The following is an 11,438-nucleotide window of genomic DNA, read 5'->3' on the forward strand; positions in this document are numbered from 1 at the left end:
AATTTGATCACCGAATTTGATGACATTTTTCACACTCCGCCAAGTCCGCTTCGAAACTCGCTCTCTTTTTACGATGAGGGATATGAAGTGGGTCATGCTTGCGCTAATGTGCGTAAAATTTTAGCTAAGACAAACATTAGAAGAGATGAGAGTAAATTTAAAGAGAATGAAGATAACGTGGGCTTTGTCTTTACGCTTATGAACGAGTTTATCGGCAAATTTGACGAGTGCGAAGATGAGCTTTTTAAAAATATTATAAACCCAAACATTGATGAGTTTATAGAGAATTTATATGAGCATAAAAATAGTGAAATTTACAAGGATGTGGCCGTTTTGCTAAACGAATTTATCGCGTTTGAGCGCGTGGCACTAAACTCACCAAAACCAGTCAAGATAGACCACAAAAAGAGCGATGGTCTTTCAAGATCTGAAAGCATAAGAAGAGAAAAAAACAGGATAAGAAAACTAAGAACGGAGGGTACATATGCAAAATAGACGCGAATTTCTAAAAAAAGTCGGTCTAGTTGGTGCTGTAGCAGCAAGCGGTGCTGTAGCAGCAAATGCTGATGAAAATTTAAAATCAGGAAAGAGTAAAAAGACCGAAGTGCTTTACAAAAGAAGCAAAAACTGGGAACTTTACTACAAACAAGCAAAATAAAATTTGATAGAAATTTAAGAAAGGATGAAAATGTCTGAAGCTATATTAAACGCTACGCCAAACAACATTGGCCGTAGATCGTTTTTAAAAATGGCTGCATTAGCGGGTGCTAGTGGAGCGGCCGGCTTTGCAGCAAGCAATGTCACAAGAGAAGCAACAGCTCAAGAGATGGCAAACCCATTTCCAGACTCAAAAATAGTAAAAACTGTTTGTTCAGTTTGCTCTGTAGGATGTGGAGTGTTAGCTGAGGTAGAAAATGGAGTTTGGGTGCGTCAAGAAGTAGCACAAGATCACCCAGTAAGTGCTGGTGGTCACTGCTGTAAAGGAGCAGACGTTATCGATATGGTGCGCTCACACTGCCGTGTAAAATATCCGATGAAAAAAGTTGGTGGCAAGTGGCAACGCATCTCTATGACGCAAGCACTTGACGAGATCGGTGCAAAACTAAAAGCTTACCGCGAGAAAAATCCAGAGCAAGTAATGTTTTTAGGATCAGCAAAAGACTGCAACGAGCAAAGCTATTATATAAGCAAATTCGTTGCGATGTTTGGGACGAACAACCTAGATCACCAAGCACGTCTTTGACACAGCTCTACAGTCGCCGGTGTGGCGAATACTTGGGGTTATGGAGCTATGACAAATCACCTTGGAGATATCCAAAACGCAAAGTCTATTTTTATAATCGGATCAAACCCAGCGGTAAATCACCCAGTTGGTTTTAGACACTTTTTAAAAGCAAAAGAAAAGGGCGCTAAGCTAATAGTAATCGATCCAAGATATACAAGAACGGCGGCAAAGGCTGATTATTTCGCACAAATTCGCCCAGGAACGGATATACCTTTTGTATATGGCATGATGAATCTCATCTTCGAAAATGGCTGGGAGGATAAGAAATTTATTGATGACCGTGTTTATGGTATGGATCTGATTCGTGAAGAGGCTGCAAAATGGACACCTGAAGTCGTTGAAGATGTGACTGGAGTCCCAGCTGCAACTCTTAAAGAGATCACAGAAGTCTATGCCAAAAACCGCCCTGGCTCAGTCGTTTGGGCGATGGGTCTAACTCAGCACACAATAGGTAGCTCAAACACTCGTATAGCTCCGATCTTGCAACTAGTGCTTGGCAACATGGGCGTAAGTGGTGGCGGATGTAACATCCTAAGAGGCCACGATAACGTTCAAGGTGCAACTGATATGGCAAATTTACCAGACAACCTACCTGGTTATTACCCTAAAAATGAAGGAAGCTGGAAATATTTTGCAAAAATGTGGAAGGTTGATTTCGAGTGGTTGCAAAAGAATTTTATCAAGCCTGAGTGGATGTTTAAGCCAGGATTTTCACTTGCACGCTGGTGGGCTGGTACGCTAAATGGTAAAGATGGCAATGATGCAATCGATAATGCAGGAGATAGCCTAAAAGCTCTTGTAGTTATAGGTAACGGCATAACATCAACAGCGCAACAAGTAAAGGTTCAAGAGGGTCTTGATGCACTTGAGTTACTTGTTTGTGTAGATCCGTTTGTAAATGACGCTGCCGTTATAACAAATAAAAAAGATGATGTTTATCTACTTCCTGCTGCAACGCAGTTTGAGGGTAGTGGCACAGTCGTAGCTACAAACAGAAGTGGTCAATGGAGAAGCCAAGTATGCAAACCACTTTATGAGAGCATACCTGATCATGAATTGTTATTTGAACTAGCTAAACGTATAGGCTTTTATGACGAGCTAACTCGCACTATAAGGGATGCTGACGGCAAGATAGAATGGCCAGAAGCTGCTACTCACGAGATAGCAAACATTATAAAAACTATCGGTATGACTGGCTGGACACCTGAGCGCTTAAAACGTCACCAAGAGAACTGGGATAAATTTGATGAAGTAACATCTCTTGGCAAGCCTGGCACTCCTGTTGAGGGCGAATACTACGGACTTCCATGGCCATGCTGGACAGAAAATCACCCAGGTAGCCCAATACTTTATGATACACACAAATCAGTTCGCGAAGGTGGAATGGGCTTTAGAAACCGCTTTGGTTTAGAGCACAACGGTGTTAGCCAGCTAGCAGCTGAAGGCTCAGCGCCAGTTGGTTCATCTATAAATGGCGGATATCCTGAGATCAAAAAAGACAATATCGAGAAAATTTTAGGCATCACACTAACTGATGATGAAAAAGCAAGGATCGGAGCTAGCTGGTCAACTGATGATAGTAATATCATAGCAACAAAATGTTTGGAGAAAAACATCGCTCCATATGGCAATGCACGTGCTAGAACTATCGTTTGGACATTTGCTGATCAGATCCCTCAACACAGAGAGCCGATCCACTCACCAAGACCAGATCTAGCCAAGAAGTATCCAAGCTTTAAAGATAAAGCAAAACAATACCGCGTTGATACTAAATTTGAAAGCTTGCAACAAAGTAAGGACTTCTCAAAAGAATTCCCTATCAATCTCATCACAGCTCGTCTCGTAAATTTCAGTGGTGCTGGTATGGAGACGCGTGCTAGTAAGTATCTATCACGCATTACGCCTGAGATGTTTGCTGACATCCACCCAGAGCTAGCGGCTAAACATGGCATTAAAAATTGGGATTTTGTTTGGGTTCATTCGCCTGAGGGTACCAAGATCAAGGTTCGTGCAAGGATAGTGCCATCAGTCAAGCCTAATATGATCTTCTTACCATTCCACTGGGCTGGATATATGCAAGGTGTTGATATGACTGGAAATTTCCCAGAAGGAACTTTGCCATTTGCGGTTGGTGAGAGTGCAAATACCGTAACAAACTACGGATATGACATAGTCACTCAAATTCCAGAAACAAAAGGCGGTCTTTGCCGCATAGAAAGGGCATAATATGAGCGCATTTAACGATAACAATAGACTTAAATTTTACTGCGACACAGATAGATGCATTGATTGCAATGGTTGCGCAGTAGCATGTGATGAAGCTCATGAGTTGCCTATCGGCGTTAGAAGACGCCGCGTCGTCACACTAAATGAAGGTATGCCTGGTAAAGAAATTTCAACATCAATCGCATGTATGCACTGCGAAGATGCACCTTGTTCGCTCGTTTGTCCGGTTGATTGTTTCTACATCAGAGCTGATGGCATCGTGCTTCACGATAAAGATATCTGCATAGGCTGTGGATACTGCTTGTATGCTTGCCCATTTGGCGCACCGCAATTCCCTAAAGATGGTGCGTTTGGCGCAAGAGGCGTAATGGATAAATGCACTATGTGCGCAGGCGGTCCGCTACCAACTAATAGCGAAGAAGAGCGCGAAGTATATGGACAAGATAGAATTTCTGAAGGCAAAGTGCCAGTTTGTGCTGCGATGTGCTCTACAAAGGCTTTGTTAGTTGGCGAGTCAGATATGATAGAAAAAATCTACAATGACAGAGTTACTGCAAGAGGTTATGGCGAAAAAGACCTAAAGCAAACTACTGTCTGGAAGATCGCTTACTACGCTGGCGACAGGCTAAAACTAAAAGCGTAAATTTATAGGTGCTTTTTGCACCTATAAAATTTGTTATTTTCTCTAATTTTATACTTTAAGGAATATGCCTATCTTGCATATCAAATTTTAATCACAATAACGTTTATTTCGTATCAAAATGCGTTTAAGCTTTTTGCTTTGTTTAAGCTAGTTTTTACTACAATCCAAAATTAAATTTAGCTTTTTGGGCTATCATTTGTGAAAACTTCAAGGAGCAAGATGGAACCGATTTATAAAACGCAGATCATCAAATATAAAGGCGAGCAAAAAGCACAAGTTGATGATATTTTGGTGCGTGAGATCAAGCTTGAAATTTACATAAATGACAAAAAATTTGGTGCCGTTATGGCAACGCCAACGGATCAAAAGGCGCTTGCTGTGGGCTATTTGATCAGCGAAAACGTCATCACAAAGCCAGAGGACATAGCCGAGGTTAAGCTCTCAAGTGACGAGCTAAGCGTCTATGTAAGCGCCAAAGTGAACGAAAAACGCCTAGAGCAGTTTGACGAAGAAAAGGTCATAATAAGTGGCTGTGGCAGAAGCTCAACGGCAAATATCGACCCACAGGCGATGGCAGCAAGAGCTGTAAAAAGCGGGGCTAAATTTAACAAAGATATGATCCTTGCCCAAATGAAGGAGTTTTACACGCAGTGCGAGCTTTACGAGATGACTGGCTGCGTGCATACGGCAAAGCTCTTTGTGAGCGAAGATAAATTTTACATAGGCGAGGATATCGCTCAGCACAATACGATCGACAAAGCCGTTGGCAAGGCCGTTTTAGACGGAGCTAACTTAGTAAATTCATTTTTGATGGTGAGTGGCAGACTTAGCTCAGAGATGGTCGCAAAGGCCGTTATGCACGGCATCCCAGCGCTTATCTCAAGGACAGCACCGACTAGCCTTGGCGTGGTGATCGCTCGTAAATTTGAGCTCACGCTTTGCGGCTTTGCAAGGGGCGAAAATATCAACGTTTATAGCGGTGAAGAGAGAATTTATGAGTAAAAATTTAGAAGAGCTAATAAAACAAACGCTAAATAAAAGCGGCAAACTTGACTGCGGCACGGCTTTTAAGATCGCAAGCAAGCTTGGCATAGAAGTCGGCGAGGTAAGCGACGAGGCAACCAGACTTGGCATCAAGATAGACAACTGCGAGCTTGGACAGTTTGGTGGCTTGGATAAAGACCGCGGTAAATTTACATTGTCACTAAAACTAAAAGAAGTGAGCGACGAAAAGGGCAGAGTTTTTTGCAAAGATGCAAGAGAGATAGCGGCGGCTAACGGCGGGCTAAAGACCATGCGCTCGACGCTTAGAGACTACGGCTTTGACGTGAAGTACTGTCAGCTAGGCTGTTTTAAGGAAAAGAAAGGCAAAAAGATGAGAGTAAAGACAAAGACTTGGATAGAAAACGACGAGGGCGAGCTTATATTTGGCAAGGGTAAAACCGAAGTTTTAGACGTTATAGCCGAGGTTGGCTCGATATCAAAGGCAGCTGAAATTTTAGGTATGAACTATAAAAAATGCTGGTCGCATCTACAAATTTTGCAAAAAAATTTAAAAGAAGATCTCTTTACAACCAAGCAAGGTGGCGGAGATAGCGCTGGCACTACGCTAAATGATAGAGCTCATGAGCTCATAAACGCCTATAAGCAGCTTCAAAACGACATCGAAGACTATGCGAATAAGCGCTTTAAAGAGCTATTTTTAAAACAAGACGAAAAGAAAAACGATAAAAAATAAACCAAATTTTTAAAAGGAGAAAACATGTATGTAAAACTAAACGACAGGACTTATCTAAACAAAGATAAGATCACTAGAATCAAGATCGATAGCGTTCAAGACGGCATTCGTATCCGTTTCTATGAGGGTGCAAACCAAGTTGCTAAGAGCCAAAGATTTGAGAGTGAAGCAAAAGCTAACGAGTGGTTAGAAAAAAACTTCCTAAACAAATAATCACACGAGTGGGCGCCCTGCCCGCTTGTAACCTCACTTTATACAAAATTTCACTATAATCGCGCTTTTAGCCAAAGGGAAAATCGTGCCAACCATAGATGAAGTAAGAAAAAATATCATTTTAAAAGATGGAATTTACTATTTTGACTACACGGCCTCAGGCCTTGCCTATGCACCTATCGAAGATGAAATTTCAAAATTTTTAAAAACCTACGCAAACACTCACTCAGACAGCAGTTCAAGTGCCGTGCTAACGCAAAAACGCTACGAAAACGCAAGAGCCGAGCTAAAAGAGCTATTGGGGCTTGATGAGAGCTTTTATCTAATAGCAACAGGTCAAGGCGCAACGGCTGCGATAAAGAAATTTCAAGAGATAATGGGAATTTATCTGCCGCCAACGACAAGAGCCTTGATCGGCGAAGCAAATTTAAGAAGCGTAAATTTACCACTCGTGCTTGTTGGGCCCTATGAACACCATTCAAACGAGATCAGCTTTCGTGAAGGGCTTTGCGACTGCGAGCGCATCGGACTTGATGAAAATGGCGAGATAGACTACGTGATGCTTGAGAGGATGCTAAAACTAAACGCAAAAAGAAAGATCATCGCCTGCTTTAGCGCCGCCTCAAATGTCACGGGCGTAAAAACCGACTACAAGAGAATTTACTCGCTCGTTAAAAAATTTGGCGGAGTAGTGGCATTTGACTGCGCAGCAACCAGCTCGCATGAAATTTTAGACACTGCGTACTTTGACGCAGCCTTTTTCTCGCCTCACAAGCTACTTGGCGGAGTTGGGAGTTGCGGGCTTTTAGCGATCAAAAAAGAGCTTTACACAAGCGATATGCCAAGCTTTGCAGGTGGCGGCACCATCGCACTTGCGACGCCTTCAAAACACCTTTTTATAAAAAATGCCGAGCAGCTTGAAGAGGCTGGCACGCCATCTATCTTGGGGCTGGTGCGAGCAAGTCTAGCATATAACTTGCAAGCAAGTGTCGGGGTGGAAAACATCAAAGCGCGCGAAGATGAACTGGCAAATTTCTTTGTAAAAGAGCTTAGCAGCATCGAAGATATCACCATTTATGGCCCTAAAAATGCAGAAAAACTGCCTATTTTTTCATTTAATGTGCGCGACATTTCGCCTTATGACTTTGCCGCAACACTTAGCAACAACTACGGCATACAAAGCCGCGCTGGTGTGATGTGTGCTGGACCTTATGCTTTTGATCTGCTGGGACTTAAAGAAAATAAGATCTTAGAGAAAAAGCCAGGTTTTGTAAGAGTGAGCATGCACTACACGCACACAAAAGAGGATGTGCTCTATCTCATAAACGCTATCAAATCATCTATCAAAAAGCACCGCGAGCTTTGGGGCGAGGAAAAGGCGATGTACGAGATGTTTGGCGGGAAAATTTAGGCTAAATTTTGTTTTCGGTTAAATTTAAACTATCAAGAAAAGTTAAAAATTTAAAATTTTAAAATGCAAAAACAATTATTATTTTTTGATCTGAATTTGCTCGTTATTTCCATTTAAATTTTAACTGTATCAAATAAAATTTACCATTTTGGATCAAATTTTACCAGCATAATTTAAAGCAAATTTGCTGTTTTTATACAAAGTTATATCTGCTCGGTCTTAAGAAGCTCTAACAAAACACGCCGCCATTGTGAGTGGACAAAAAATATTAAGCATTTTATCTTGCTTTTACATCTAGTTAAATAGAAATTTCTAAAGATCTTTTATGTGATAGCCGTTTGAAATTGGCAACAACTAGTTTTTATGTTGATTAAAAAAGAGTTAAAAAAATAATTTTCAATCACTTCTTCAACCACCAACCATAATTTAAATATACTTTAGGAATTTCATCATTATCAATATCTATTCCTAATTTTTCCATTTTGTCAAACCATTTATCTCGTTTTGATTTTGGTAATTTTGTACCACAAAAGGGGCAAAATTTAATTGAAATACTACTTGAACCACCATCGTGAATTATAATTCCATATTCATCAAATTTAGGATAATACGAAATAAGCACGTCTGTGCAATCATAAATATTGTTATGAATCTTGCAATTTAATTTCGTTGCCTCTTTCATTTGAGAGCAACAATGTTTTACCTTAACCATTTTTCCTTTATTTGTGCTATTTGCTTTTTTCAAATTTTTACTTTGAAATTTCATCTTTTATCTTTTGATAAAGCTCCAAAATTTCATCTTTTTTGATGATAAAACTATTTTTATTTGCGATCAGATAGGCTGAGCTTTGCATGATATCACCAGCCACTTTTAGCCCATTTTGCTTCATAGTTGAGCCAGTCTCGACCACATCGACGATCGCGTCGCTTAGCCCAACAAGCGGAGCTAGCTCGATCGAGCCATAAAGCTTGATGATCTTCACGCCAACAGCAAGCTTGGCAAAGTAGTTTCTCGTGATATTTGGCATCTTAGTAGCGATCCTTAGCTCAGACCTTGAAAAATCAAGCTCCTCTTCGTTTTTTATGCCGATACAGACCTTGCATTTGCCTATTTGCAGATCAAGCAACCTCACCACATTTGGCTTATGCTCTTCAAGCACGTCAAGCCCGACCACGCCGATATCTGCAGCGCCTTCGGTGACGTATGTTGGTATATCTTGGTTGCGAACCATTAAAAATCTAAAATTTCCCTCTTCAAGGATGAGTTTTCTATCTTCAAACAAAAAACTCGAGCCAAAAATCTTTCTAAAAATTTCTAGTGTATCTTCCGCGATCCTGCCCTTTGGCAAGGCTACTGTTATCATTTTAAAATTTCCTTTTTCTCATCGATTATTTTTTGCATGGCACGAAAGATCAGCATCTTATCGCAAATGGCGTTTTTGAAAAATTTAGATAAAAAGTCGCCATCTCCGCCTGTAAAATAGACCTTCTTATCGCCAGCAAGCTTTGAGATGAGCGTGATAATGGGCTTTATGATGCCATAGCTCACAGCGTCGCTCGTCTTTTGCGGCAGTGCGTCGATGTCTATTTGCGAATTTAGCGTCACATCAAGGCGTGATGAGATGCTTTTATAGGCATTTAGCATGGTTGAGATGCCTGGCAAGATGTAGCCGCCAAGATGGATAGAATTTGCCATGATATCAACGGTGATAGCGCTTCCGGCGTCGATGACAACGCCATCTTTTATCATATAGCACCCCGCTTTTCTATCCACGCCAAGACCTTGATATATCGTGTCGATCTCGATGTATGGCTCTAAATTTACAAACATATCGTTGCCGTTTATCTTGGATAAAATTTCTTCGTTTACACAGATAAAATAGACCTTTTCATCTGGCTTGTAGTTTTTAAATTCGCTAGTTTTTACGTGAGTGATCTTGCCATTTTGCAAAAAAGAGGCGTTGGTATTGCCGATATCACACAAAATCATAACAGCTCCAGCCTTGTTCTTTGAAGTAGTTTAGGGACTTTGAGCAAATTTGAGAGTTGTAAAAGATCACACGTTTTTTGATCTTGGTTTGAAATTTCTCCTCAAATTTAGTGCAAATTTCATCTATCTCGCTGGCTTCTTTGACCAAAAGCCTGCTCTTTGCACTTCTTAAAAAAACGATCTCGTAGAAATTTTTTGTATCGATACCAAAAAACGCCTCAAGCGAGCGTTTCTTGGTAAATTCGCTAAGATCAAGCCTTTTTAGATCTCTTAGCAAGATCTTTTTAGCTTCGAAAAGCTCCCAAATTTTCTGGCTCATTGTCCTAGATTAACATACTCGTTATCGTAGTAAAATGTGCCATTTCCCATAAAGCTCTTATCTTTTATCTCGTCGCTAAACTCGTAAATTTCAGCTCCGCTTAGGTCTAAATTTGTCTTTATAACATAGCCTGTTTTTTCGATAACGTAGAGTTTATTATTTATGATGGTTGCCGCTGAGAAGATAGCAAATTTGAAATTTACTCTGCTTAGCTCTTTTAGCATAAGGTTTGTTCTTACGATCGTGCCATCTTTTTTGAAGATGTAAATTTCGTCGTTATTTACTAGCACGTCTTTGATCTCGCCGTCATAATAAACTGTTTGGCTTGGGTTTATGACGATCACTTTTTTGGCTGTTGCTGCGATCAAGTTATCGCCCTCAACGCCTAAGAATATGATGTTATTAAAGAAATTTTCAGAGCTTACGACCACGTCACGTAAAATTCTACCAGTATCTTTTTGCACGATGTAAATTTTACCATCAAGCGCTGGGTAGACGATGAGCGAGCTCATAAAATAAGGTGCAACAACTCTTGAGTCAACCGCTGCGATGTCAGACGAGCTATACTCCATGATCGTAGTTGCGGTGTTTGTGTCGATAAGATAGATGTGGTTTGACGCGCTGATCGCTGCGAGCTGGTTGTGGTCAAGCGAAGCTGCCACGATCGCAGTTGGAAATTTACCGCTATAAAGGCTGTGTCCGCTAGGATCAGTCACGTTTAGATCACCATTTATGCTAGCTGAGATGATAAAGCCATTTTCTTCATTTAAAAAGTAGAAATTTTCAGGCAAAGTAACGCTTGTGTTTAGGCCAGTTTTTGTGACGATATTGCCGTTTGCTAGCGTCGCGCCATTTGCATTTGACGACTTGATGTAAGATGGGAGATCTTTTGATAAAGATATCTCGCCAGATGTTTGCGCAGGCTCAAAATATTGTCTTTTTGTGCCGCATCCGCTCAAAATTAAGGCCAAGGCAAAAGCCAAGAAAAGAGTAAATTTTTTCATTATTTTATTCCCTGATAGTGTTTTAAATTTTTAACTAAAGTTTGAAGTTGTGAGTCAAGCGCGATCTTGTTAAATTCGTCATTTGCCTCTTTGATCTTGTTTTCTTTTAAGAGCTCAAAACCTTTTAAAAGCGCGTTATATTCTTTTAAAATTTCAGAATTTGCGTTGCCAGTTTGTGAAAGGATGATATCTTTTATAAGCGGATGTACTTGCAAATTTGCAAGCTCACTAATGCCCTTTGTGTCGTTTTTATCAAGCATTTGCCCAAGTGAGAAAAGCGCATACATACTTGGCTCTTTCTCTTTTAAAACGCTTAAAGCATTTGCGTCATTTGGGTTTAAAATCAGCTTTGAATAGGCCAAATTTGCCTCTTCGACTCTGTTCTCATTTAAAATTTTGCTCGTGTAAAAACCAACAGCCGCAACAATCGCTGCTGCGCAAACTGCGATCAGCAAAGTTTTATATTTCTTAAAAAAACGCTCTCCCTTGATCATGCTCTCAAGAAACTGTTCTTGGGCGTCTATCTCTTTTTTTATCTCGGTTAAATCTTCTTTTATAGCCAACGTTTTTCCTTGTTTTTGAAAAATTTTAATTCGCAGATTTTAGCAT

14 protein-coding genes are annotated in these 11,438 nt (G+C 40.5%); 8 read left to right on the forward strand and 6 right to left on the reverse strand.

Annotation, left to right across the window (positions count from 1 at the left end):
- From Q0296_RS08300 to Q0296_RS08335, 8 genes are all read left to right on the forward strand, one after another.
- A partial coding sequence (locus Q0296_RS08300) for a molecular chaperone TorD family protein (protein ID WP_298039238.1) occupies window positions 1-495 on the forward strand: 495 nt, incomplete at its 5' end.
- A complete protein-coding gene (locus Q0296_RS08305; protein ID WP_103571853.1) occupies window positions 485-658 on the forward strand; it encodes a twin-arginine translocation signal domain-containing protein in 174 nt (57 codons plus the stop codon). The genes Q0296_RS08300 and Q0296_RS08305, both read left to right, overlap by 11 nt.
- A gap of 30 nt (window positions 659-688) precedes the next feature.
- Window positions 689-3,511 (forward strand): formate dehydrogenase subunit alpha, encoded by a 2,823-nt coding sequence (locus Q0296_RS08310; RefSeq protein WP_148785774.1) that lies wholly within the window; start codon window positions 689-691, stop codon window positions 3,509-3,511.
- Window position 3,512: 1 nt separating this feature from the next.
- Window positions 3,513-4,154 (forward strand): formate dehydrogenase FDH3 subunit beta, encoded by a 642-nt coding sequence (gene fdh3B / locus Q0296_RS08315; protein ID WP_107914773.1) that lies wholly within the window; start codon window positions 3,513-3,515, stop codon window positions 4,152-4,154.
- Window positions 4,155-4,373: 219 nt separating this feature from the next.
- Window positions 4,374-5,156 (forward strand): formate dehydrogenase accessory sulfurtransferase FdhD, encoded by a 783-nt coding sequence (gene fdhD, locus Q0296_RS08320; RefSeq protein WP_298039245.1) that lies wholly within the window; start codon window positions 4,374-4,376, stop codon window positions 5,154-5,156.
- On the forward strand, window positions 5,149-5,892 hold the full coding sequence (locus tag Q0296_RS08325; RefSeq protein ID WP_298039247.1) for a LysR family transcriptional regulator: 744 nt from the start codon (window positions 5,149-5,151) through the stop codon (window positions 5,890-5,892). The genes fdhD and Q0296_RS08325 overlap by 8 nt, the downstream gene beginning before the upstream one ends.
- Window positions 5,893-5,916: 24 nt before the next feature.
- Window positions 5,917-6,105, forward strand: coding sequence for a hypothetical protein (locus Q0296_RS08330; protein ID WP_002941192.1), 189 nt, complete (start codon window positions 5,917-5,919; stop codon window positions 6,103-6,105).
- Window positions 6,106-6,190: 85 nt separating this feature from the next.
- Complete coding sequence (locus tag Q0296_RS08335; protein WP_298039249.1) at window positions 6,191-7,516, forward strand: aminotransferase class V-fold PLP-dependent enzyme; 1,326 nt, start codon at window positions 6,191-6,193, stop codon at window positions 7,514-7,516.
- Window positions 7,517-7,916: 400 nt separating this feature from the next.
- Here Q0296_RS08335 and Q0296_RS08340 read toward each other — a convergent pair whose 3' ends face one another.
- Genes Q0296_RS08340 through Q0296_RS08365 form a run of 6 tightly spaced genes read right to left on the reverse strand, consistent with a single transcriptional unit; the run spans window position 7,917 to window position 11,392 of the window.
- Window positions 7,917-8,282, reverse strand: a complete 366-nt coding sequence (locus Q0296_RS08340; RefSeq protein ID WP_298039250.1) for a hypothetical protein — start codon at window positions 8,280-8,282, stop codon at window positions 7,917-7,919.
- On the reverse strand, window positions 8,266-8,880 hold the full coding sequence (gene hisG, locus Q0296_RS08345) for an ATP phosphoribosyltransferase (RefSeq protein WP_298039252.1): 615 nt from the start codon (window positions 8,878-8,880) through the stop codon (window positions 8,266-8,268). The genes Q0296_RS08340 and hisG overlap by 17 nt, the downstream gene beginning before the upstream one ends.
- Window positions 8,877-9,506 carry a type III pantothenate kinase gene (locus Q0296_RS08350; protein WP_298039253.1) on the reverse strand — a complete coding sequence of 210 codons (630 nt, stop codon included), beginning with the start codon at window positions 9,504-9,506 and terminating at the stop codon, window positions 8,877-8,879. Before Q0296_RS08350 ends, hisG begins: the two co-directional genes overlap by 4 nt.
- Window positions 9,493-9,825, reverse strand: a complete 333-nt coding sequence (locus Q0296_RS08355; RefSeq protein ID WP_298039256.1) for a hypothetical protein — start codon at window positions 9,823-9,825, stop codon at window positions 9,493-9,495. The genes Q0296_RS08350 and Q0296_RS08355 overlap by 14 nt, the downstream gene beginning before the upstream one ends.
- Entirely contained in the window at window positions 9,822-10,829 is a 1,008-nt protein-coding gene (locus Q0296_RS08360) for an L-seryl-tRNA selenium transferase (protein WP_298039258.1), read from the reverse strand. Before Q0296_RS08360 ends, Q0296_RS08355 begins: the two co-directional genes overlap by 4 nt.
- Window positions 10,829-11,392: a hypothetical protein gene (locus tag Q0296_RS08365; protein WP_298039260.1), complete on the reverse strand. Its 564-nt coding sequence runs from the start codon at window positions 11,390-11,392 to the stop codon at window positions 10,829-10,831. The genes Q0296_RS08360 and Q0296_RS08365 overlap by 1 nt, the downstream gene beginning before the upstream one ends.
- Between the last annotated feature and the right edge of the window lie 46 nt (window positions 11,393-11,438).

This window comes from uncultured Campylobacter sp., from assembly GCF_937890585.1.
In the GTDB taxonomy this organism is placed as follows: Bacteria; Campylobacterota; Campylobacteria; order Campylobacterales; family Campylobacteraceae; genus Campylobacter_A.

Coding starts and splice junctions, on each gene's coding strand:
- Q0296_RS08340 (WP_298039250.1), bottom strand. CDS start 8,282: ATGAAATTTCAAAGTAAAAATTTGAAAAAAGCAAATAGCACAAATAAA.
- hisG (WP_298039252.1), bottom strand. CDS start 8,880: ATGATAACAGTAGCCTTGCCAAAGGGCAGGATCGCGGAAGATACACTA.
- Q0296_RS08305 (WP_103571853.1), top strand. CDS start 485: ATGCAAAATAGACGCGAATTTCTAAAAAAAGTCGGTCTAGTTGGTGCT.
- Q0296_RS08325 (WP_298039247.1), top strand. CDS start 5,149: ATGAGTAAAAATTTAGAAGAGCTAATAAAACAAACGCTAAATAAAAGC.
- fdh3B (WP_107914773.1), top strand. CDS start 3,513: ATGAGCGCATTTAACGATAACAATAGACTTAAATTTTACTGCGACACA.
- Q0296_RS08330 (WP_002941192.1), top strand. CDS start 5,917: ATGTATGTAAAACTAAACGACAGGACTTATCTAAACAAAGATAAGATC.
- fdhD (WP_298039245.1), top strand. CDS start 4,374: ATGGAACCGATTTATAAAACGCAGATCATCAAATATAAAGGCGAGCAA.
- Q0296_RS08355 (WP_298039256.1), bottom strand. CDS start 9,825: ATGAGCCAGAAAATTTGGGAGCTTTTCGAAGCTAAAAAGATCTTGCTA.
- Q0296_RS08350 (WP_298039253.1), bottom strand. CDS start 9,506: ATGATTTTGTGTGATATCGGCAATACCAACGCCTCTTTTTTGCAAAAT.
- Q0296_RS08360 (WP_298039258.1), bottom strand. CDS start 10,829: ATGAAAAAATTTACTCTTTTCTTGGCTTTTGCCTTGGCCTTAATTTTG.